Source organism: Xanthomonas sp. NCPPB 3569 (assembly GCF_041475645.2).
In the GTDB taxonomy this organism is placed as follows: Bacteria; Pseudomonadota; Gammaproteobacteria; order Xanthomonadales; family Xanthomonadaceae; genus Xanthomonas; species Xanthomonas phaseoli.
In genome coordinates this window covers 2,648,856-2,671,438 of record NZ_CM192969.1, presented here as the reverse complement: position 1 = coordinate 2,671,438, position 22,583 = coordinate 2,648,856, and the positions used below count along the sequence as shown (strand labels likewise).

14 protein-coding genes are annotated in these 22,583 nt (G+C 64.3%); 10 read left to right on the top strand and 4 right to left on the bottom strand.

Features of this window, described 5'->3' with window-relative positions:
• Positions 1–80: 80 nt before the first annotated feature.
• Both ACCQ03_RS11770 and ACCQ03_RS11765 read right to left on the bottom strand, forming a co-directional pair.
• Positions 81–2,774 (bottom strand): TonB-dependent receptor, encoded by a 2,694-nt coding sequence (locus tag ACCQ03_RS11770; RefSeq protein WP_209225406.1) that lies wholly within the window; start codon positions 2,772–2,774, stop codon positions 81–83.
• Between the two features lie 503 nt (positions 2,775–3,277).
• Positions 3,278–4,681: a helix-turn-helix domain-containing protein gene (locus ACCQ03_RS11765; RefSeq protein WP_039568309.1), complete on the bottom strand. Its 1,404-nt coding sequence runs from the start codon at positions 4,679–4,681 to the stop codon at positions 3,278–3,280.
• Positions 4,682–4,819: 138 nt separating this feature from the next.
• Here ACCQ03_RS11765 and ACCQ03_RS11760 point away from each other — a divergent pair, with 138 nt between their 5' ends.
• The 7 genes from ACCQ03_RS11760 to ACCQ03_RS11730 all read left to right on the top strand — a co-directional run bounded on the left by ACCQ03_RS11760 (position 4,820) and on the right by ACCQ03_RS11730 (position 13,205).
• Positions 4,820–6,325 (top strand): CoA-acylating methylmalonate-semialdehyde dehydrogenase, encoded by a 1,506-nt coding sequence (locus ACCQ03_RS11760; protein ID WP_209225404.1) that lies wholly within the window; start codon positions 4,820–4,822, stop codon positions 6,323–6,325.
• 10 nt (positions 6,326–6,335) lie between these two features.
• Positions 6,336–7,517, top strand: coding sequence for an acyl-CoA dehydrogenase family protein (locus ACCQ03_RS11755; RefSeq protein ID WP_209225402.1), 1,182 nt, complete (start codon positions 6,336–6,338; stop codon positions 7,515–7,517).
• The gene (locus ACCQ03_RS11750; RefSeq protein ID WP_209225400.1) at positions 7,514–8,314 is read left to right on the top strand and encodes an enoyl-CoA hydratase; all 801 of its coding nucleotides are present in this window, start codon (positions 7,514–7,516) and stop codon (positions 8,312–8,314) included. Before ACCQ03_RS11755 ends, ACCQ03_RS11750 begins: the two co-directional genes overlap by 4 nt.
• On the top strand, positions 8,314–9,501 hold the full coding sequence (locus ACCQ03_RS11745) for an enoyl-CoA hydratase/isomerase family protein (RefSeq protein ID WP_057677999.1): 1,188 nt from the start codon (positions 8,314–8,316) through the stop codon (positions 9,499–9,501). Before ACCQ03_RS11750 ends, ACCQ03_RS11745 begins: the two co-directional genes overlap by 1 nt.
• Before the next feature lie 153 nt (positions 9,502–9,654).
• Entirely contained in the window at positions 9,655–10,557 is a 903-nt protein-coding gene (gene mmsB, locus ACCQ03_RS11740) for a 3-hydroxyisobutyrate dehydrogenase (RefSeq protein ID WP_017155592.1), read from the top strand.
• Between the two features lie 228 nt (positions 10,558–10,785).
• A complete protein-coding gene (locus ACCQ03_RS11735; RefSeq protein WP_039568319.1) occupies positions 10,786–11,763 on the top strand; it encodes a cation diffusion facilitator family transporter in 978 nt (325 codons plus the stop codon).
• 158 nt (positions 11,764–11,921) lie between these two features.
• Positions 11,922–13,205 carry an aspartyl/asparaginyl beta-hydroxylase domain-containing protein gene (locus tag ACCQ03_RS11730; protein WP_057677976.1) on the top strand — a complete coding sequence of 428 codons (1,284 nt, stop codon included), beginning with the start codon at positions 11,922–11,924 and terminating at the stop codon, positions 13,203–13,205.
• Positions 13,206–13,224: 19 nt separating this feature from the next.
• Here ACCQ03_RS11730 and ACCQ03_RS11725 read toward each other — a convergent pair whose 3' ends face one another.
• Complete coding sequence (locus ACCQ03_RS11725) at positions 13,225–14,727, bottom strand: sulfotransferase (RefSeq protein WP_057677977.1); 1,503 nt, start codon at positions 14,725–14,727, stop codon at positions 13,225–13,227.
• Positions 14,728–14,869: 142 nt separating this feature from the next.
• On the opposite strand from ACCQ03_RS11725, the gene ACCQ03_RS11720 reads away from it, so the two are divergent.
• The 3 genes from ACCQ03_RS11720 (at position 14,870) to ACCQ03_RS11710 (ending at position 20,153) form a co-directional block, all read left to right on the top strand.
• Complete coding sequence (locus ACCQ03_RS11720; RefSeq protein WP_057677978.1) at positions 14,870–15,343, top strand: hypothetical protein; 474 nt, start codon at positions 14,870–14,872, stop codon at positions 15,341–15,343.
• Positions 15,344–15,376: 33 nt separating this feature from the next.
• Positions 15,377–16,984, top strand: a complete 1,608-nt coding sequence (locus ACCQ03_RS11715) for a tetratricopeptide repeat-containing sulfotransferase family protein (RefSeq protein WP_057677979.1) — start codon at positions 15,377–15,379, stop codon at positions 16,982–16,984.
• A gap of 316 nt (positions 16,985–17,300) precedes the next feature.
• Positions 17,301–20,153, top strand: a complete 2,853-nt coding sequence (locus tag ACCQ03_RS11710) for a TonB-dependent receptor (RefSeq protein WP_209225398.1) — start codon at positions 17,301–17,303, stop codon at positions 20,151–20,153.
• Between the two features lie 159 nt (positions 20,154–20,312).
• On the opposite strand, the gene ACCQ03_RS11705 is transcribed toward ACCQ03_RS11710, so the two are convergent.
• Complete coding sequence (locus tag ACCQ03_RS11705) at positions 20,313–22,394, bottom strand: 3-hydroxyacyl-CoA dehydrogenase NAD-binding domain-containing protein (RefSeq protein ID WP_057677981.1); 2,082 nt, start codon at positions 22,392–22,394, stop codon at positions 20,313–20,315.
• Between the last annotated feature and the right edge of the window lie 189 nt (positions 22,395–22,583).

Here is a 22,583-nt window from a genome sequence, read left to right as displayed (position 1 = left end):
CGCACAGTGGCTGCGGTGTCATGCAGGTGTGCAGCCATAGATCGGCTGCACAGCAGCCTGTGCAGCCGATCGGGCGATGCTCAGAACTTGTAGGTGGCTTCCAGCTGGTAACGACGACCGAACAGCTGGTAGCCGCCATCGTCCTGATTGGCCAGGCGATTGGGCTTGTTGTCGGTGTAGGCGCGCAGTGGCTCGTTGGTGAGATTGCTGGCCTGGAAACGGAAGCCGAGCTGCTTGCTGTATTGCCAGTTCAAGCTCAGATCCACCGTGCCTTCGCTCTGCAGGCGCGCCAGCCGTGCGGCATTCCAGCCGTACACCACCGTGTAGGGGCTGTGGTACTTGTAGCCCACGCGCGCTTCGAAGGAGCCGGTGCTGTACCACAGGTCGAAGGTGCCGGTCTTGCGTGCGAGCCCGCTCAACGGCAGCGGGTTGTCTTCCGGCGAGAATTCCTTGAGGTTGGAATCCACCAGCGAATAGTTCGAGTAGACGCCGAAGTTTTCCATGTGCGGGATGAAGTAGAACGGCGTCTGGAAGGTGAGCTCCACGCCATTGATGTAGCCGCCACCGCCATTGAACGGCGCGCTGACCAGGTAATCCAGGCCGTTGATCGTTTCGCGGTCGGTACGGTAGCCGATGCTCGAATCCACTTCCTTGCGATACACGGCCAGTGCGGCGAGCGCTTCGGTATGGAAGTACCACTCGTAGGAAACATCGACCTGGGTGGCCTTGAACGGGTCCAGCTGCGGATTGCCGCCGCTGCCGGTGAGCTGGCCAACGGTCACGCTGGGGTCGTCCAGGCGACGGCCGGTGCGCAGCTCGTCCAGCGGCGGACGCGCGATGACCTTGGCCACCGCAAAGCGCAGGATGCGCTGGTCGTCGATCAGGAAATTGAGCGTGGCGCTGGGCAGGACGTCGGTATATTCCTTGCTGCCGGTGCTGGGCTGGATGGTGCTGCCGACCGAATCGAAACCCTCGCTGGTGGTCTTGGTGTTGACCAGGCGCACGCCGACATTGCCGGTGACATCGGTGCCGAACAGCTGCGAGCTGAAGACCGCCTTGGCGAAGGCTTCGCGCACGTCTTCCTTGACGTTCCAATGGTCGAGCAGTTGTTCGTCGAGCGTGCTCGGATCGAACCCGCCAAAGCCGATGCGTGCGATCTCGGCCATGTTGCCGCCGGTCAGCGTGGGCACGTTCAAGTCGGGCATGTTGACCGGGTAGATCAGGTCCTGATACGCCGAGATCGGCTGGTCGTAGCCGGACTGGTTGCTGAGGAAGCGACGGTTCTGTTTTTCGCGACGTGCGGCGCGTGCGCCGAACTCCAGCGAGGTAAACGGGCCGGCATCCACGGCGCGGCTGGCATTGAGTGCCAGCGCAGCGATCTTGTCGCGCAGGGCCTGCGGCTCGGTCTGCCCGGCAATGCCGTATTCGGGCGTGTCCGAGCTGGTGCTGATGGTGGGGGTGACGCTGCGGCGGAAATCGAACGAGATGGTGTCCGGATTGCTGCCGAAACGTACCGCCTGCCAGGTGTTGTCGCGCTTGGCCTGCGAGAACGACAGGTCGCTGCCCAGGGTCCACACATCGCCGCTCCACTTGGCGTTCAAGCCGCCGGCGGTGAGTGTCTTGACCTCGTTGTAGTGGCTGACCACATGGTCGACCTGCAGGTTGGAATTGGCCAGCGTGCCGGCTACCACATCGCCATCGACGATGGTGTAGGACGAGCCCGGCGTGGTGTATGGATTGGTGCTGCCGGAGAAGGTGCTGAAGGCCAGCCCGTTGAACCAGTTCTGCAACTGGTCTTCGTCGATTTCGATGCGCGAATACAGCCCGTCGAATTTCAATTCGAAATTGCCCGAGCGCCACTGCACGGTGCCCATCGCGCCGGTGCGGGTCTGGTCGATCAGCTTGAGCTGGTCGGCCGCGCCCCATGGGGTCGGGTCCACGCTGCCGTCGCCATCCACGTCGCGCGAGGTGGTGGCATCGGTATAGCCCCAGCTGCCGATCGAGGAACTGGCGTTCTTCTGCTTCTGGTAGGTTGCGCCGAACGCCACCGCCAGGTTGTCGTTGAGCTTGTGCACCCAGCTGGCGCCGAAGCGGCTGCCCCACGGGCTGTAGCCGTCCACATCCTTGGCGTGGTCGTAGAACACCGGGCCGGCGGTGCCGACGAATCCCGGCCCGGTGTAATCGAGCGGGCTGATGATGGAGATGTCCACGGTGGCGGCAAGACCGCCGGCGACCAGATCCGCAGACTGGGTCTTGTAGACCTTGACGGTGGAGACGATCTCGGTGGGGAAGACCTCCCAACGCACGGCGCGATTGGGTTCGGAGGAGGCGATTTCGCGCCCGTTGACGGTACCCATGGTCATGCGCGGGCCCAGGCCGCGTACGGTGGCCAGGCTCTCGTTGCCGCGGTCGCGGGTCCCGTTGACGCCGGGCAGCCGCACCAGCGCTTCGGCCACGGTGACGTTGGGCATCTGGCCCATGTTGTCGGCGGAGATCACTTCCACGACGTGATCGGACATCTGCTTGGCCTGCACCGCCTGATTCAGGCTTGCGCGCTGGCCGATCACGGTGATGTTGTCCAGCGTCACCGGCGTTTGGCCGTTGCCCGCAGCCGGGCTGGCGTCGCCTGCGGGTGGGGCGGCGGGGGCGCTGTCTTGTGCGTGCGCGCCGAACGCGGTCGCCAATACGCAAGCGATGGTGGTGCACAGGATGGCGCGCACTGGCGTGCGGCGCAGGCGCCGGCTGGCCGGATGGCCGTTATGGTGAACAGACATCGGTTGATCCCTCCCAGGACAAAGTGACCGAAGACGGTGGTAGCTGCTGGTGCGGCCAGCCGCGTGGAGCGGGTCTGGCGCATCCGCGCGGGTGTGGTCGGTGGTGCTGTGCTGCGTGATCAGTGTTGGTCGTTTTTTTGCGTGACGCCGGAAGCGCGCTGCGTCGCGCTGGCGTCCCCCTGTCTTGCATGTGTCCGCTTCAGGGTAGAAGCGCAAGCCATTCCATTCCAATGAAGCATTTTGCGGCAGCTATCTCGCCTTGGAATGCTGCGCTGCGGCACTCGCGCTTGCTTGGTCCCCGTCGAAGGTGCGGCGGTGATGCGGCACAGAGGCTGTGGCATGGGGGCGGATACTTGGCTGACTTGGGCTGATCCGATTGCCCGATGGTGTCGCCGCTTTTCCGACAGCGGCAGCCTCCAGATGGGCCGATGCAATCGACCCGGGGGCAGTGTGTCTGTCGTTGCGATCGCAGGCCGACGCACGGCCACTTCAGATGACCAGGTTCAATTCCCACCAACCGGCCAACGCGCCCGCGCGGGCAGGCGTGGCAGCGCAGGGAAGGCGCGCTGCACGCAGTCGCTGCGTTCGCAGGTCAGGCAGCCCGGGCCGATCGGTACTGCATCGTCGACCGCGTTCAGATCCCAGCCGCGCGCATACACCAGTTGATCGGCGTGGCGCAGGTCGCAGCCCATTGCCAGGGCAAACGTCTTGCGTGGGCGGCCATACCCGGGCGGGCCGCTGCTGACCTGGCGGGCCAGCCAGAAATAGCGCCGGCCGTCGGGCATGCGCGCAATCTGGGTGAGGATGCGGTCGGGCTGGTTGAACGCCTCGTACACGATCCACAGCGGACAGGCACCGCCGACATGCGAGAAATGGAAATCGGTGGCCGAGTGGCGCTTGGATACGTTGCCGGCGCGGTCCACCCGCATGAAGAAGATCGGCAAACCGGCTGCCCCGCGCCGCTGCAAGGTGCTGAGCCGGTGACACACCGCTTCGAAGCCCACGTCGAAGCGGTCGGCCAACCATTCGATGTCGTAGCGCGAGGTTTGCGCGCTGTGCAGGAACGCGCTGTACGGCATCACCAACGCGCCGGCGAAGTAGTTCGACAGACCGATGCGCGAGAGCGCGATGCGTTCGGCGTCTTCGAAACCGGCATCGGCAATGCGCGCGTCCAGCAGCGGCGCGCATTCCAGCAACGCCAGCTGCGCGGCCATCTGGAATGCCTGCTGCCCCGGCCGCAAGTGCGCCGGCAGCCACAGCACGCGCGCCTGCGCATCCATGCTGCGTTTGTCGTGGTGCAGGTCGGCGGCGTCCTGCACCAGCAGGCCATGACGATCGGCCAGCCGTTGGCGCAGCCGCAGCGGCAGATTTTCCGGGGTCAATCCGAGTTCGGCGTAAAGCGCTTCGGCGCGCTCGTCCAGCTCGGGCAGATAGTTGTGCGCGCGGTTGAAGTAGTCGCGCACCTGCTCGCCGGGCGATAGCGATGGGATTGCCGCGTGCTCGACCCCGACCTGCAGCTCCAGCGCAGCGTTGCGTTCGAGCAGCTGCTGATGGGCGCGGTGCAGGTCCAGCAGTGCCTGCGCTACCTGCGGCAGGTTGCCGGTGAGTGCGCGCAGCTCGGCCGGCAACAGCGTGTGGCCCAGGCTGCGCAGCGATTCGTCCAGCGGCTCGACCAGTGCGGCCGGGTCGTCCAGATCCAGCAGGCCGTCCAGGTCGCCCAGCGCGGTCTTGAGCCGCTGCTGGATGGCCAGGGTGAGCGGGCGCTGGTTGCGCTCGATCTGGTTGAGATAGCTCGGCGACAGTTCGAGCCGGCGCGCCAGCTCGGCCTGGGTCAGGCCATGGCGCTGGCGCAACCGCTGCAGGCGCAGCCCGAGCTGGTGGCGGAGTTGAGCATGCGACTGAGGCATTCGCAAGATTCGCAAGATTGTGTCGCAAGCTTAGCGCGATTAAGCATTTGTGGGCTGGGAATGGCGGGCGTCGATGCAAACAATGCGAAGCCATGGCCTGCGACGGCCCGATGTCCTTCTCAACAAGCGAGCCCTGCAATGCGCCAATCCGTCCCCCGCGTCTGCCTGTTGATCGATGGCGAGTTGGTGGTGTCCGCCAGCACGCAGTGGCAGGACGTCGTCAACCCGGCCGACCAATCGGTGCTGGCCCAGGTCCCGTTCGCCACCACCGCCGAAGTGGATGCCGCCGTGGCAGCGGCCAGCCGCGCCTTCGTGACCTGGCGCAAGACGCCGATCGGTACCCGCGCGCGTATTTTTCTCAAATACCAGCAGCTGATCCGCGAAAACATGCCCGAATTGGCTGCGCTGCTGAGCGCCGAGCAGGGCAAGACCCTGGCCGATGCCGAAGGCGATGTGTTCCGTGGCTTGGAAGTGGTGGAGCACGCCGCGGCCATCGGCAACCTGCAACTGGGCGAGCTGGCCAACAACGTCGCCAACGGCGTGGACACCTATAGCCTGCTGCAGCCGTTGGGCGTGTGCGCGGGCATCACCCCGTTCAATTTCCCGGCGATGATTCCGCTGTGGATGTTTCCGATGGCAATTGCCACTGGCAACACCTTCGTGCTCAAGCCCTCCGAGCAAGATCCGATGGTGACCATGCGGCTGGTGGAGCTTGCGCTGGAGGCCGGCATTCCCAAGGGCGTGCTCAACGTTGTGCACGGCGGCGAAGACGTGGTCAATGCGCTGTGCGATCACCCCGACATCAAGGCGTTGTCGTTCGTCGGTTCCACCAAGGTGGGCACGCACGTGTATCAACGTGCCTCGCTCGCCGGCAAACGCGTGCAATGCATGATGGGCGCCAAAAACCACGCCGTGGTGCTGCCGGACGCCAACCGCGAGCAGACGCTCAATGCGATGGTCGGTGCCGCATTCGGTGCTGCGGGGCAGCGCTGCATGGCCGCATCCACGCTGGTCTTGGTCGGTGAAGCGCGCGCGTGGATTCCGGAGTTGGTGAGCAAGGCCAAGAGCCTGAAAATCGGCGCCGGCAACGCCCCGGGCACCGAGGTCGGTCCGCTGATTTCCTGCGCCGCGCGCGAGCGGGTGGAAGGCTTGATCGCCTCCGGCGTGGAGCAGGGCGCCACGTTGGAACTGGATGGGCGCGCGCCGCAGGTGCCGGGGTTCGAGCAGGGCAACTTCGTCGGCCCGACCATCTTTTCCGGGGTCAAGCCAGGCATGCGCATCTACGACGAAGAAATCTTCGGGCCGGTGCTGGTGATCCTGGAAGCGGCCACGCTCGAGGAGGCCATCGCGCTGGTCAACGCCAATCCCAACGGGAACGGCACGGCACTGTTCACCCAATCCGGCGCGGCCGCGCGGCGTTTCCAGGAAGACATCGATGTGGGACAGGTCGGCATCAATGTGCCGATCCCGGTGCCGGTGCCGCTGTTTTCCTTCACCGGCTCGCGCGCTTCCAAGCTCGGTGACCTGGGTCCGTACGGCAAGCAGGTGGTGATGTTCTACACCCAGACCAAGACCGTGACTGCGCGCTGGTTCGATGACCAGACGCTGGGCCATGGCGTCAATACCACCATCTCCCTCAAGTGACCCGATCGCCATGAATGCAGCCATCCAGCTCCACCCCAATGCGGCCGATCTGAACGACGAGCAGGAAGCCTTCCGCGCTGCCGCCCGCGACTTCGCCGACAAGGAACTCGCCCCGCATGCAGCGCAGTGGGACGCAGAAGGTCACTTCCCGCGCGAAGCCATCGCCAAGGCCGCCGAGCTTGGTTTTTGCGGCCTTTACACCGATGAAGGCGTGGGCGGCCTGGGCATGCGTCGGCTCGATGCGGCGGTGGTGTTCGAAGAACTGGCCACGGTGGATCCGTCCACCTCGGCGTTCATCAGCATCCACAACATGGCCACCTGGTTGATCGCCAGCTATGGCACCGAGGCGGTGCGCGCGCAGTGGGGCGAGGCGATGACCAGCGGCGCCAAGCTGGGCTCGTACTGCCTGACCGAGCCGGGTAGCGGTTCGGACGCGGCATCGCTGAAATCTGGCGCGCAGCGCGACGGCGACAGCTATGTGCTCAACGGCAGCAAGGCCTTCATCTCCGGCGCCGGCGCAACCGACGTGCTGGTGGTGATGGCACGTACCGGCGAAGACGGTGCACGTGGCATCAGCGCCTTCGTGGTGCCGGCCGATGCGCCGGGCATCAGCTACGGCCGCAAGGAAGAGAAGATGGGCTGGAACAGCCAGCCCACGCGGGGTGTGAGCTTCGAAAACGTGCGGATTCCGGCCGGCAACCTGCTGGGCAAGGAAGGCGAAGGCTTCAAGATGGCGATGAAGGCGCTGGATGGTGGCCGCATCAATATCGCCGCGTGTTCGTTGGGCGCCGCGCAAGGCGCGCTGGATGCGGCGCGTCGCTACATGGGCGAGCGTCGCCAGTTCGGCAAGAAACTGGCCGATTTCCAGGCGCTGCAGTTCAAGCTGGCCGACATGGCCACGCAGCTGGTGGCCGCGCGGCAGATGGTGCACACCGCCGCGCGCAAGCTCGATGCCGGCAGCCACGATGCCACCGTATGGTGTGCGATGGCCAAGCGCTTCGCTACCGATGCCGGCTTTGCCATCTGCGACGATGCCTTGCAGATTCACGGCGGCTACGGCTATATCCGCGAATACCCGATCGAGCGTTTGCTGCGCGATAGCCGCGTGCACCGCATTCTGGAAGGCACCAACGAGGTGATGCGCATGATCGTGGCGCGCCACCTGCTCAATGGCGAGGAGGAATTGCGATGAGCGACTGGGAAGGGCGCCTCCACACCGGTCTGCAGGTCGAGCGCGATGGGCACGTGGCCATCGTGACCTTGAGCAACCCACCGGCCAACACCTGGACCGTGCACAGCCTGGCGGCCCTGCGTGACCTGGTGCGCGCACTGGATGCCGATCGCAGCATCTATGCGTTGGTGATCACTGGCGAGGGCGAGAAGTTCTTCAGCGCCGGTGCCGATCTCAAGCAGTTCGCCGACGGCGACAAGGCCAACGCACGCGAGGCCGCGCGCCGGTTCGGCGAAGCATTCGAAGCCTTGAGTGCATTTCGCGGCGTGTCGATCGCCGCAATCAACGGCTATGCGATGGGCGGCGGGCTGGAGTGCGCGTTGGCTTGCGATCTGCGCATTGCCGAGCAGCATGCACAGCTCGCGTTGCCCGAAGCCAGCGTTGGCTTGCTGCCGTGTGCAGGCGGCACCCAGAACCTGCCGCGCCTGGTCGGCGAGGGCTGGGCCAAGCGCATGATCCTGTTGGGCGAACGTATCGATGCGGCGACCGCCCAGCGCATCGGTCTGGTGGAAGAAGTGGTTGGCAAGGGCGAGTCGCGCGCGCTGGCGGTTGCCTGGGCACAGCGGTCCGGTAAACAGAGTCCGGTCAGTGTGGCGGCCTGCAAGCGGCTGGTGCAGTCCACCACCCGGCATGGGACGCACGCAGCGGCATTGATTGCCGAGCGCGAAGCGTTCGTGGATCTGTTCGAGCACGCCGACCAGGTCGAAGGTGTGGCTGCATTCCTGGAAAAGCGCGCACCGCAGTGGAGCAATCGCTGATGGCAGAGGTGAGCGCAACCGACGACGCACCGGTGCTGTTCGAGCAGCGTGCATGCGCCGATGGGCATCGCATCGGCATTGCCACCTTGAATGCGCCCAAGACGCTCAATGGCCTGTCGTTGCAGATGACGCGGCTGCTGGATGCGCAGTTGCGCGCCTGGGCCGACGACGCGCAGATCGCGTGCGTGGTGTTGCGTGGCGCAGGCGAAAAGGCGTTCTGTGCTGGTGGCGATCTGCATGGCCTGTACCAGAGCATGTGTGCGCACCGCGATGCAGTGCCCGACCGTGCAGCGCGACGCGCAGCGCCGCAGGCCAATGCGCATGCGGCCGCATTTTTCGAGGAGGAATACCGGCTCGACTACCGCATCCATACCTATCCCAAGCCGCTGCTGTGCTGGGGCCACGGCATCGTGATGGGCGGTGGCATCGGCCTGATGTCCGGCGCCAGCCATCGCGTGGTCACCGAACGCTCGCGGCTTGCCATGCCGGAGATCAGCGTGGGGTTGTTCCCGGATGTGGGTGGCAGCTGGTTGTTGCGTCGGGTGCCGCACGGCGCCGGCCTGTTTCTGGCGCTGACTGGCGCGCCGCTGGATGCCAGCGATGCCATTTACGCGGGATTGGCAGATGTGCGCCTGGAGCATGCGCAGTACGCGGCAGTGCTGGATGCGCTGAGCGCGCACGCATGGACGGGCGATGCCGATAACGACCGCACCCAGCTCAGCGCGTTCCTGCATGGCATTGCGCAACCCACCGAGCCGGGCCCGCTACAAGTCCATGCACAGCTGATCGAACAGTTGGTGGCCGGCGAATCACTGGAGGACGTTGTCGCTGCAATCCTGGCGCTGCAAGGCGAAGACAGCTGGCTGCAGGCCGCGCGCGCCACCTTGGCCGCCGGTGCGCCGGGCTCGGCGCGCCTTGCCTGGGAGCTGCATCGCCACCCGGACACCACGACGCTTGCCGATACCTTTCGCACCGAGTACGTGGTCGCGTTGCATGCGGCCGCACACGGCGATTTTGCCGAGGGCATCCGCGCGCTGTTGATCGATAAGGACCGCCAACCGCACTGGCAGCCTGCATCGCTGGAGGAAGCCGATGCGCCGTGGGCTGAAGCCTTCCTTGTTGCGCCCTGGTTGCCTGCATCGCATCCGCTCGCCGATTTGGGGGCAGGCGAGTTGGGTGCGCAGTGAGTGGCTGGCGCCTTGCGAAGTCCGTTTGGCCCACGCCGGATTGCATCGCGCTTGCCATGTCTGACCTGTGTCGTGGCAGCTGGAACTGGCGGCGGCTCCGCGCGCACCAGTAATCGGTGATGATCCCGGCTATTTATTGAAGATGGTCCTACTTTGGAAACCGACACCATGAGCAAGATCGCATTTATCGGCCTGGGCAATATGGGCGGGCCAATGGCTGCCAATCTGATCAAGGCCGGGCATCAGCTGCGGGTGTTCGATCTCGCGCCGGCTGCCATCGATGCTGCTGCAGCGGCCGGCGCGCAGGCTGCCAGCTCCGCACAGGACACGCTGGTCGATGCCGAGGTCGTGATCTCGATGCTGCCTGCAAGCCGGCATGTCGAAGGTGTGTACCTGGGCGAGTCCGGCATCCTGGCGCAGATCCCGGATGGGGCCCTGGTTATCGATTGCAGCACCATCGCACCGGTGTCTGCGCGCAAGGTGGCCGATGCGGCCAGGGCGCGTGGCCTGACGATGCTGGACGCCCCGGTCTCCGGTGGCACCGCCGGTGCTGCAGCCGGCACGCTGACCTTTATCGTCGGCGGCGCTGCCGATGCGCTGGAGCGCGCGCGCCCGGTGCTGCAGGCCATGGGGAAGAACATCTTCCACGTCGGCGACAACGGAGCGGGGCAGGTCGCCAAGCTATGCAACAACATGGCCCTGGGCGTGATCATGGCGGCCACCGGCGAAGCGCTGGCGCTCGGCGTCGCGCAGGGCCTGGACCCTGCGGTGCTGTCGCAGATGATGGCGGTCAGTACCGGGCGCAGCTGGGCCACCGAGGTGTGCAACCCGTGGCCCGGCGTGCTGCCTAATGCGCCGGCTTCACGCGGTTATAGCGGCGGCTTCGGCAACGACCTGATGCTCAAGGACCTGGGGCTGGTTGCCGAGTCGGCAGTGCAGGCCGGCGTCTCGATTCCGCTCGGTGAGCTGGCGCGCAACCTGTATGCAATGAACAGCCAGGCCGGCAACGGGGCGCTGGATTTTTCCAGCGTGGTCAAGCTGGTCGCCAAGGTCTAGCGAGCCACCTGGCTCGCGCCGCGAATTGCTGGAAGGGCGGTGGCGGTACGGTGCTGACATGCTTCCAGACCCTGACTGCATTCCTTATCGTCTTGCAGTAGCGCAACCACTGCGCCTTGTGCGGCCCGCCGCACGGCTCGCGTGATGTGATGTCATTACGCGCAGGTGTAATAGTCTCCGCCATCGCGTGCGCCTAAGGTGCGCGCACTGCAGCAGACCACGACATCCATGGGACACGACCACAACCACGCACCCAGCGAAATCCGTCACGAAGCACCCTTGTGGTGGGCACTGGGGTTGACCGCCACCTTCCTGCTGGCAGAGATCATCGGCGCATTCGTGACCAACAGCCTGGCGCTGCTGTCCGACGCTGCGCATATGGCCACCGACACCGTCGGCCTGATGATCGCGCTGGTCGCGGTGCGCCTGAGCCGTCGCCCGGCCGACGCGCGTCGCACCTATGGTTATGTGCGGCTCGAAGCGCTCGGCGCACTGGCCAATGGCGCGCTGTTGTTCGCAGTGGGCGGCTACATCCTGTGGGAGGCCGCGCAACGCTTCCGCGCTCCGCAGGACATCGGGTACAGCGGCATGCTGCTGATCGCAGGCTTCGGCCTGGTGATCAATCTGATCGCGATGAAACTGCTGCACGCCGGCAGCGGCGAAAGCCTTAACGTCAAGGGCGCCTATCTGGAAGTCTGGAGCGACATGCTCGGCTCGGTGGCAGTGATCATCGGTGCCCTGCTGATCCGCTGGACCGGCTGGCAGTGGATCGACCCGGTGCTGGCCGTGCTGATCGGCCTGTGGGTCTTGCCGCGCACCTGGGTGCTGCTGCGCGAGGCGATCAACGTGTTGCTCGAAGGCGTGCCCAAGGGGATCGACCTGGCTCAGGTGCAGCAGGCGTTGACCAGCCACCCTGGGGTCGAGGACGTGCACGACCTGCATGTCTGGGCGCTGGCCTCCAGCACGCCGGCGCTCACCGCGCACATCGTGGTCAATGAGACCACCGACCGCGACCGTCTGCGTGATGCGCTCGGCGCCCTGTTGCATGAGCGCTTCGATATCGCGCACGTCACCTTGCAGGTGGAAAGCGGTGACTGCGGCACTGAACCTTGCGGCACGCCCAAACCGGCGGCAGGCACGGGCCATGACGCGCACCATGGGCACGCTCATGCGCATGGGCACACGCATGGCGGGCATTCCCACTGATCGCCGGTGGCGCACGGGTGAGCATTCCGAGCCGGTAACGATGCACCTTCGCCAAGGGTCGCGGCGCGATGCCGTCATCGGTGCGCCGCGGGCTTGCTGTCGCCCGGTCATCCAGGCCGTATGATCCGGACGGGAATGGCTGACGGGCGACACGTGGCATGGGGGGACAGGTCGAGCAGGTCAACGAGCAGATCGCCGCACTGATTGCGCAGGCCAGTACGGCTGCATCGGCCGGTCAATGGCAGCAAGCCGAACGGCTGTGGGGACAGGTCCACCAGTTGGCACCCGCGCATCCGCACGCCTTGTACAGCCTAGGCGTCCATGCCCATCAACGTGGCGATGCGGTTGCAGCGCTGGAGTATTTGATGGCAGCGCGATCAAGCAATCCAGGCGATCCGATGATCGTATTGACCATCGCCGTGGTGAAGCAGGCGCAAGGCGATCTCGACGGCCAGTGGCAAGCCATCATCGCAGCGTTGGCGCTGGATGCGTATTTTTTGCCGGGCTTGCTGGCCAAAGCCGCATTCCTGGAAACGCGCGGGCGGCCGCACGCGGCAGCCGGGGTCTATCGCGATGCGCTCGCCGTCGCGCCGCCGGAGCCTCAATGGCCAGCGGTGTTGCGCCGCAAACTGCTGCACGCGCAACAGGCGGTCGAGCAGGACACGCTGGAATTGGAAGCCAGGTTGCGGGCCGCATTGGAGATTCCGCGTACGTCAGTAGACGCGGCCCTGCACGGCCGCTGGGACGAAGCTGCGGCGATCGCGTGTGGTCGCACCAGGCCATTTCATTCCCAATCCAATCGCCTGCATATTCCGCGCCTGCCGGCCTTGCCATTTCACGCGGAAGCCGCATTTCCCTGGATCGACGAGCTGCAGCGTCATACCGATGCGATCACGCATGAACTGCGTGCCGTGATGGATGAGAACACGCGCGGATTTGCTCCTTACATCGCCTACGCGCCCGACCAGCCGGTCAATCAATGGAAAGACCTCAATCATTCGCCGGCATGGAGTTCCTACCCGCTCTGGGCACACGGCCAGCCAGTGGAAGCGCATCTGCAACGTTGCCCGGCGACCGCGTACGCTTTATCGCTGGTGGATGCGGCGCAGATCGATGGCGTCTGTCCGAATGCCATGTTTTCCGTGCTGGCGCCGCACACCACCATTCCTCCGCACCATGGCGAAACCAACGCCCGGTTGGTGGCGCATCTACCGCTGATCGTGCCGGAGCACTGCAGCTTTCGGGTAGGGTATGACTGGCGACGCTGGGAAGCCGGGAAAGTGCTTGTGTTCGACGATTCGATCGAGCACGAGGCACGCAACGACAGCGCGCAGGTCCGGGCAGTCCTGATTTTCGACGTCTGGAATCCGCTGCTCACTCAGGAGGAGCGGGCAATGGTCAATGCCATGGAAGCTGCCATCGCAGCGCACCGGGGCGGATGAGCGCTTACTTGTTCGCTGATCAATCCGGGAGCGGGACGCCGGCCTTGCCGAGAGCGATGCGCAGCGGAGCAAGCTGCGTCGCATACGATCTCCAGCGTCCCGAAGCCTCGCCGTGCAAGGGGCGGCGGACTTGCCAGTAGCTTGCGGTTCGCACCGCACGTTCCGCCAGGTGGAAGTCCAGGCACGCCGGCTCCCAGGGCAGTTGCAGGAATTCCAGCAAGGCGCGCAGGGTCGGCCCGGGCGCGGCCACAAAGGCATCGTAGTCGAAGGTATGGATGCTGTCCGGGTAGAGCGACATCCAGTGGTTCATCAAGTGGTGGTACGCGCCATAAAAATGCCCGATGTCTTCCAGCTTGCCCGCGTATCCGAATCCGTGCGGATTGAGCTGTTGCATAAAGATCGATAGCCCATTGTCCAACGGATGACGGCGCGTATGCACGATCCGTGCCGATGGGAACAGGCGTTTGATCAAGCCGATCAGCTGGAAATTGTCCGGGCGCTTGTCGGTGATGTAGCGCAGCTGCGCTTGGTCGGGAACGACTGCATCGAGGTGCCGCCGATAGCTGAGGGCGAGCTGCGCGAGCATCTGTTGCGAGAGCGTACTGACGGCTTGCGGAAACGGAGATAGCCTTTGCGCGACCAATCGGGGTAGCGCATCCATCTCGCCGCCCGCAGCAACTTGTGAGTGGCTCGACAATGCATGCTCGATCAGCGTAGACCCGGAGCGAAACATTCCACAGATAAATAGCGCAGGCGTTGCGTCGTGTGCACCTGCATGCGGCAGCAGCGTAGATTCAACAGCCACGCGGTCGAATGCGGCCATCAATGCGTCGAAATGACGCTGGGTGCGTTGCGGGTCGTATGTGGGTACTTGCGCATAGGCGTGCCGGTTGGCAGCGGTGGCCGTATCGAATGCATGCCGATGCTGGCCAAGACGGTCGTAGGCATGGGCCAACGCATGCAGCACGGTCGCCACAAGCGGCGGCTCCAGTCCTTGCACAGAGATCGCCTGGGTCAGGCCAATCATGCGCGGGTCGTCGACGGCGGTGGGTGGGTCCAGATGCAGCAGCCTTGCAGCAGCCTGCAATTGCAGTGCCCGCGTCGCTGGATCGACCGGGGCGACGGCAAGAAGCTGCGTATAGGCGGCAATGGCATGAGCACGTGCGCCCAGCTCCTCGTGCAGATTGCCCAGATTCAACAGCGCGGGAGGATAGGCCGGCCGGCAATGTAGCGCCAATTCGAGTTCTTGCAACGCCGCGGCGGCGTCATCGAGGTGCTCGCTGAGCAGTACTGCGCGATTGAGGTGGATCTGCTCCGGTGCGGCCGCTCCGCATGCCAGCGCCTGTGCATACGCCTGCAATGCTGCAGGGATGTCGCCGGTGCGGCGGAACAGGTACCCCAGGTTGTACCAGGCATCGGCGGCGTGTGGGCGGTCCCGCACGATCGATTGATACGCAGCAATCGCCTGTTGCAGGTGACCTTGCTGCAGGAGGTGCGCTGCCCGCTGATCAGAGGTATTCAATGCGCGGTTCCGGCTGGCGATGCAGCAATTTGGACCATTGCAGCTTAGGTGGGGTGCACATGCCGTTCAATCGGTGCCGGGCAGCAAGCACAAGCGGCAATCCCACCGTCGTCCACTTGCCTTGTATGCTCGTCTGCAGGCGATGACCGAAGACCGACAGATGGCCAGACCGATGCAATGGGTGCCGATCCTGCTGAGCTGCGCAGGCAGCGTGTCGGCGCAGGAGCCTGCGACGCATGCATGCGCTTCGGTGATCGATCCACTGCCGCGCCTCGCCTGCTATGACGCCAGTTATCCCCCGTCGGCGGCGGTGCGGGCGGCGGAAGCCGACAGAGGCATGCGCGAATTTGGGCATCACGCGGCCCATGCGCCCGCAGCATCCACCACGCAGTCCGCCCCGTCCCAGGTGAGCGCGACCGTGCTTGCCGTGGCCTATCAAGCCGATGGCACCCGCCTGGTGTCGTTGGATACACAGCAGCGCTGGGCGTTGACAGAAGCGAGCAGTCGCGGTCATCTGGCCGAGGGCGAGCGTGTCGTGATTCGCAAGGCGGCCATGGGCAGCTACATGCTGGTGACGCCTGCGGGCGTGGCGTTGCGCGCCCGGCGCGTCGATTGAGCGGCCGATGCAATGCATGGAGAGGAGAGTGGATTGACCGAGTTACAGCTGCGCAGCATCTTGCGGGAAGGGTACCAGTGGCTGCGCCAGGGCCGTTACAGCGAGGCAATCCATCTGGCAGAACGCGCCTGTCTGGAGTATCCGGACCAGGCGCATTTGCTGGAATTGGCCAGCGAAGCCCACCTGGCACACGGCGACCCGCACACTGCAGGCGAACGGATCGCGAGGGCAGCGGCGGTCGCGTCGGCACCGCTTGCTCTGTTGATCAAGTACGCCAGCCTGCTGGTCCAGCTGCGACGCCGGCATGACGCGTTGTCGGTCGCCCGACAAGCGCACGCCCTGGCTGAAACCGATGGCACGGCGTTGTGGCGGATTGGTGCGTTATACAGTGCCTGCCACGATGTCTGTGCTGCCCGCGACACCTACCAGCAGGCGCTTGGGCTGTTGGGAGAACCGCCACCGCTGTTGTACGACCTGGCCACCATGCAATTTTTTGGTGGTGAGTTCGATGCCGCAGAAACCACCCTGCAGCGCTTGCTGCAATTGGCGCCAGGGGCGGGGGATGCGCTGTATCTGCGCGCCACCTTGCGCCGGCAGACCGCGCAGCGCAATCATCTGGACGATTTGCGGCAACGGCTGCAACACACGGCGCTTGCCGAGCCCTCTGCCAGGGCGGCGGCACTGTATGCGCTGGCCAAGGAACAGGAAGATCTGGGGCTGCATGCAGACGCGTTCCAGACTCTTACCGCAGCTGCGACAGGCAAGCGCCAGACCTTGCAATACGATGTCGCTGCCGAATGCGCGCAGATCGCGGCGGTGCGCAAGAGCTACGACGAGACCGCGCTACGCGCGCTGCAACCCGGTCATGGCGGTGAAGGCCTCATTTTCATCGTCGGCTTGCCACGGTCGGGGACGACCTTGCTGGAGCGTCTGCTCATCCAGCACGGTGATGCGCGCTCGGCTGGAGAGCTAATGGATTTCGGCATGGTTCTGGGCGAGGCGACCGCCCGCGTCGTGTCGGCCCACCCAGGCCTGACGGCGGTGCAGGCATCGCTGAAAATCGATTTCGCTGCGCTCGGACAGGAGTACCTGCGGGGCGCCCGCGAAGTCGTTCATGGCCACCCGGTGGCGATCGACAAGATGCCGATCAACTATCTCTACTGTGGCCTGATCGCGACCGCGCTGCCGAAAGCGCACATCATCCATCTTGCACGCGATCCGCTCGATACCTGTTACGCGATGTACAAGACCTTGTTTTACAACGCCTATCCGTTTTCTTACGCGTTGGACGAGATCGGCGAGTACTACCTTGCCTACCGTCAAATCATGCAGCACTGGCACGCAGTGCTGCCGGGCAGGATTCTGGATGTGCATTACGAAGCACTGGTCAGCGAGACCGAACAACAGATCGCGCGCGTGCTGGCCCACTGTGGGCTGGCCGCAACCGACACAGTGCCCGAGCTAGGCGCGGTGGCGTTCGTTACTGCGAGCGCAGCGCAAGTGCGCGGGGAGGTGCATCAACGTTCGGTGCGCAGCTCCCGCCGACACCTGGCAGGGCTTGCGCCGCTAGTGAAGCAGCTTCAGGACGCAGGTGTATCGCTCCTGCAGTTGAACGGGCTGGACGCCGCTATCGGTCAATGACGCTCAGCCGAATAGGCGCGTCACAAGCGACCCCATCCGGTGCGATCGTAGAGGCACTTATTGTGTGATCGCTGCACTTTTTTGGGGCTTTCTTGCACCAATCAGGAGCGATGCTGAACGGGGGTTTAATTATCTTCGACATCGTCTTAACATCGGGTCGGCAGCGTTTTTTCGGGCGCCGTTTCGCCTGCCGCTAGCCACTGTGAGCATCGCATCGCGATGCCTTGCCTACGCCGCAGCAACCGTGATGCCTCTGCATCAATGCAGATGTATTGCCTTGTGTTGCGCTTATCCGTTCGGATCGTCGGAGAGAGAGATGAGATTGAAGACCACCAAACTGCGCGATGCCATCAAGATGTCGCTCACCGCCGGCGCAGCTGCGCTGGCATTGACTGGCACCGTGATGGCGCAGGAACAGCCCGCCCTGGAACTTAAAAGCCTGGACGCCATCAGTGTCACCGGCACGCGTATCAAGAGTCAGACGATGACTGCCTCCAGTCCGGTCGCAGAAATCAACAAGGAAGAATTCCAGTACACCGGCTCGACCAAGGTCGAAGATCTGATCAATCAGTACCCGCAACTTGCTGCCTCGTTCGATAACTTCGCCAACAACGGGTCCCAGGGTTATGCAACGGTCGACCTTCGCGGGCTGGGCGCGCAGCGCACACTGACCCTTGTCAACGGCCGACGCATTCCCAAGGGAATCGGTGAAAGTCCGGATATCAGCATCATTCCTGCAGCGTTGGTGCGCCGGGTGGACATCCTGACCGGCGGCGCCTCTGCGGTGTACGGCTCCGACGCGGTTGCCGGTGTGGTCAATTTCGTGCTGGATGACGAATTTGAAGGTGTGAGCGTGGATATGGGCTACAACGGCTATCAGCACGACAACAGTAACAAGTTGATGCGTGGGCTGATGGACGAGGCCGGCTACGATTATTCCACCGGTAATTCCGGCTTGGACGGCATCTCCCGCAACGTCGACCTCGCGATCGGTGGCAGCTTTGGCGAATCCGGTCATGCAACTGCCTGGGCCACCTGGCGCGAGAACGATCCCTTGCTGCAAGGACAGCGCGACTACTCCGCATGTGCATTGAGCAATCGCGGCACTGCCTGCGGCGGCTCTGCAACGGCTGATCCTGCAAATTTCTATGTGGTGGCGCCATCGGCCGGCGCGTTCTACGTGCAGCCTTCTGCCAGTGGAACCTGGTCGCAGGTCGCTTCGCCGAACCTCTACAACTTTGCACCGCTGAATTATTACCAGCGGCCGGACACGCGCTACACCGCCGGTACCAATATCAAGTATGAGGTCAACGAACACTTCAAGCCCTACCTCGAAACGTTGTTCGTCAACCGCAAGAGTTCGACCCAGATCGCGCCCTCCGGTGCGTTCTTCACCGACCTCAACGTCAACTGCGCGACCTCGGTGATCGGCAGCTTGTGCAACGATGTCGGCATTACCGACGACGAGTTCACCGTGTATGTGGCCAAGCGCAACGTCGAGGGCGGCCCACGCATCACCGAATCGGATACCAATAGTTTCAGCATCACGACCGGCGCACAGGGCGATATCAACGACAACTGGTCGTACGACGCCTCGTTTACCTACAACCGCAGTACCACCAAGTCGGAAAACATCAACGACTTCGTGACCACCCGGGTGCGCGACGCATTGCTTGGCTGCCAGCCGGGATCCTTCGATGGCTGCGTGCCGTACAGCGTCTGGAACGACAGCGTCACCGCCGAACAGGCGCAAGCATTGCAAGGCGTCGGCGTCGTCAACTACGAAACCTCGATGCGTGTATTCAATGCGTACGTCACCGGTAACTTCGGCTATAGCCTGCCTTGGGCTGGCGATCATCCGATCAGCGTCGTTGGTGGCGTGGAAACCCGCACCGAAACCTTCAAGCGTGTTGCCGACAGCAATATGCAGACCGGCAACTTCACCGGCCTGGGCGGACCGACCTCGAACGTCTCCGGCGATATCAGCGTCAAGGAGCTGTTCCTAGAAGGCGCAGTGCCGTTGCTGGCGCAGTCGGGCAGCCTGGATCAGCTGGACATGCAGCTTGGCTATCGCTATTCGGACTACGACATTTCCGGCGGCGTGAGTACGTACAAGGCGGGCCTGGGAGCGACCTTCGCGGATGGCAAGTACCATGTGCGTGCAGGCTGGAATCGTGCCATCCGTGCGCCGAACATCACCGAGCTTTACAACGAAAATACGATCGGGTTGTGGAGTGGTAGCGACCCCTGCGCCGGTGCCAATCCCACGTTTACCCAGGCGCAGTGCGCCAACACCGGCGTCACGGCCGCGCAGTACGGACGCGTGGCGGCCAATCCGGCGGGGCAGTACAACGAGATCGGCGGCGGCAACACCGCGCTGCAGCCGGAAACCGCCAATACCTGGACCATCGGATTCGCTGCCAGCCCGGTCAAGGGGCTGGATCTGAGCGTGGATTACTACGACATCAAGATTGACGATGCGATCCGAGCCATTGGTTCTTCCAACATCCTGACCGCCTGCGGTGTGACCGGTAATGCGGACCTGTGTAGCCGTATCCGCCGCAATGCCACGACCGGCGACCTGTTCCGCGGCAGCGATGTGGACACCTCCGGCCTGATCTTCAACTCCCAGGACAACTTCGGTTCGTTGCACTTCCAGGGCGTGGATCTGACGGCCTCCTATGCCTGGAGCATCGGGCCGGGACGCCTGACTGCCTCGATGATGGGCAGTTATGCCATCAAGCAGGAATACGAGCCGGTTCCGGGCGTGCAGCAGGTGACCTACGACTGCGCTGGCGTGGTGAACGTGGCATGCAACAGTGCCGAATGGCGGCATGTGCTGAGCACGCGCTACAGCTTCGATCGCTACACCGTTGGCCTGCGCTGGCGTTACATCGGTGAGCTGGACTACCGGAACACCGATGGCACCGCCGGTACCACCGACGTGCGCTTGGTCAATCAGGACAACAAGGTGTCGGCGTACAACTACTTCGATCTCTCCGGGTCGATGCAGCTGGGCGATTACGTCACCTGGACCCTGGGTATCAACAACATCGCCGACAAGGAGCCGCCGCTAGTGGGCGGCAGCTTGACCTTCAATGCCAACTCGTTGGGTGGTTACGACCAGGCTGGACGCTATTTCTTCACCAGTGTGGGTCTGCGTTTCTGAGTCGCATTGCAGGGAGGGAAAAAAGAACGGCGGGCCTCGGCTCGCCGTTCTTTTTTGTATCTGAGCCAAGCGCAGCGACCGCGCAACGATGCATCCTTCCACGCATCGTTTGCCGTTGCGATCCGTGCCTGCTTGAGGCCGAAGATGAGCGTATGCGGCTTACACTGCCGCTTCCCGCAACAACGGCGAACCCCAACCCGGGCGCGGCGCGAAGCGTTCGCCGTAGCGTGCCTGCAGCGCCTGCAGGCGCTCCAGCAGCGCGTCTGCGCCGACGCTGCGGACGTATTGGATCGGGCCGCCGCGGAAAGGCGCAAACCCTGTGCCGAAGATGACCCCGGCGTCCAGCAGGTCAGCGTCGGCCACCACGCCGTCGTGCAGGCATGCCACCGCTTCGTTGAGCAGCGGCAGGATCAAGCGATCTTCCAGATCCGCCGGCGCGGTGTAACCGCTGGCAACCTCGGGTTTGACGGCGCGTCCGTTCTCCCACTTGTACAGGCCCTGGCCGTCCTTCTTGCCGCGCTTGCCGGCTTCCACGGTCGCCAGTGCCGCCGGGATGGGCAAACGCAGAAATGGTGCCAGCTCCGCGCCTACACCGGCCGCCACATCCAGGCCCACGGTATCGATCAATTCGATCGGCCCCATCGGCATGCCGAACTTCACCGCAGCCTTGTCCAGTACCGGGCCGGGAATGCCTTCGGCATACGCGGTGGCCGCCTCGAGCAGGTAGGGGAACAGCACCCGGTTGACCAGGAACCCCGGCGTGCCGGCCACCGGCACCGGGAACTTGTCCAAGGCCTTGCAGAACGCCGCCAGGCGCGCGACGTTGGCCGGATCCAGGCCGTCGTGCTGCACGATTTCCACCAGCGGCATCATTGCCACCGGGTTGAAGTAGTGTAGGCCGGCGAACTGCGCCGGGCGCTGGATGTGGTCACGCAATTCGGTCAGCGGAATCGACGAAGTATTGGTCGTCAGCAATGCATCCGGCTTGAGTTGCGGCTCGATCGATTGATACAGGTCGCGCTTTGCCTGCGGGTTTTCGATGATCGCCTCGATCACCAGATCGGCCTGGGTCACGCCCGCGCCAGCCAGGTCGCCGCGCAGACGCGCCGCCACTGCCGGCAGCTTGGCGTCGTCCTTGACGCGCTTGGCGAACAGCTCGCCGCCGCGCGTCAGCGCCGTATCGATAAAACGTTGTTCGCGGTCCTGCAACGTGACTTCGAAGCCCTTGTACGCCGCCCAGGCCGCGATATCGCCGCCCATGACGCCAGCGCCGATCACATGCACGTGGCGAATCGGGGCTGCTGCCGCGCCGGCTGCGTCCTTGCCGCCCAGCGCTTTCAGGCGCTCGGTCAGGAAGAAAATCCGGATCAGGTTGCGTGCGGTCGGCGTGCTGGCAAGTTTGACCACCGCCTTGCGCTCGGCCGCCAGACGCGCCTGGATGCCGCTACCGCCCGCCCGCTCCCAGACGTTGATCAAGGCGTAGGGCGCCGGGTAATGCTCCTTGCGCGCCTTGCGCGCCACCTGCTTGCGCATCTGCGGTGCCAGGATCTTGCGTGCCAGCAGGGTATTGGTCGCCCAGGCAGTGGCCCGCTGCTTGAACGCACGCGTGGTGCCGGCGAGCGCCAGGCTGGCTGCCACATCCACCAGCACGGCAGCTGCGGCGACCTTGTCGACCAGGCCCATCGCACGCGCCGCCTTGGCCGACACCGTGCGACCGGTGAGCATCAGGTCCATCGCCGCCGGCGCACCGATCAGGCGCGGCAAGCGGGCGCTGCCGCCCCAGCCGGGGAAGATGCCGAGCTTGGTTTCCGGCAGCCCGATGCGGGTGCTGCCGTCATCGGACGCCACGCGGTAGCGGCACGCCAACGCGATTTCGGTGCCACCGCCCATGCAGAAGCCATGAATCGCCGCGACGGTGGGGCAGGGCAGCTCGGCCAGCTTCTGGAAGACCTGCTGCCCGCGATGGATCGCATCGTTGACCGTGCCCTTGCGATCGAATTCCTGGAATTCCTTCAGATCGGCGCCGGCGATGAAGCCGTTGGGCTTGCCGGAGCGCAGCACCACGCCCTTTGGCGGATCCAGTGCCAGCCGCTCGACCACGGCGCCCAGCTCCAGCAGCACCTCCTGCGAAAATGCATTGACCGGTGCGCCCTGCCGATCGAGGCTGAGCACCACCACGCCGTCCTCGCGCAGATCGGCCTGCCAATGGCTGAATCGGAGCCCGTCGAAACCTGGAAGCATGCGTCTGGCCATCCGGCAATAGAAGGAAAGGTCGTTATCATCCAGAGGTTGTTTCCTTCACGTCAAATACCCATACCTGTCGACAGGGGAGATCTGCGCGTTGCGCGCGGCGTCGCCAGCGGTGCATCGCTGCCGCTACCCTGATGCGTGACGTCGTACGGATCGGTATGAACTTTTCTTCTCAATGGC

Excerpts from the sequence above, each read along its gene's own strand:
- ACCQ03_RS11735 (WP_039568319.1), top strand. The coding sequence starts at position 10,786 with ATGGGACACGACCACAACCACGCACCCAGCGAAATCCGTCACGAAGCA.
- ACCQ03_RS11750 (WP_209225400.1), top strand. The coding sequence starts at position 7,514 with ATGAGCGACTGGGAAGGGCGCCTCCACACCGGTCTGCAGGTCGAGCGC.
- ACCQ03_RS11770 (WP_209225406.1), bottom strand. The coding sequence starts at position 2,774 with ATGTCTGTTCACCATAACGGCCATCCGGCCAGCCGGCGCCTGCGCCGC.
- ACCQ03_RS11765 (WP_039568309.1), bottom strand. The coding sequence starts at position 4,681 with ATGCCTCAGTCGCATGCTCAACTCCGCCACCAGCTCGGGCTGCGCCTG.
- ACCQ03_RS11720 (WP_057677978.1), top strand. The coding sequence starts at position 14,870 with ATGACCGAAGACCGACAGATGGCCAGACCGATGCAATGGGTGCCGATC.
- ACCQ03_RS11745 (WP_057677999.1), top strand. The coding sequence starts at position 8,314 with ATGGCAGAGGTGAGCGCAACCGACGACGCACCGGTGCTGTTCGAGCAG.
- ACCQ03_RS11730 (WP_057677976.1), top strand. The coding sequence starts at position 11,922 with ATGGGGGGACAGGTCGAGCAGGTCAACGAGCAGATCGCCGCACTGATT.
- ACCQ03_RS11755 (WP_209225402.1), top strand. The coding sequence starts at position 6,336 with ATGAATGCAGCCATCCAGCTCCACCCCAATGCGGCCGATCTGAACGAC.
- ACCQ03_RS11705 (WP_057677981.1), bottom strand. The coding sequence starts at position 22,394 with ATGCTTCCAGGTTTCGACGGGCTCCGATTCAGCCATTGGCAGGCCGAT.
- ACCQ03_RS11710 (WP_209225398.1), top strand. The coding sequence starts at position 17,301 with ATGAGATTGAAGACCACCAAACTGCGCGATGCCATCAAGATGTCGCTC.
- ACCQ03_RS11760 (WP_209225404.1), top strand. The coding sequence starts at position 4,820 with ATGCGCCAATCCGTCCCCCGCGTCTGCCTGTTGATCGATGGCGAGTTG.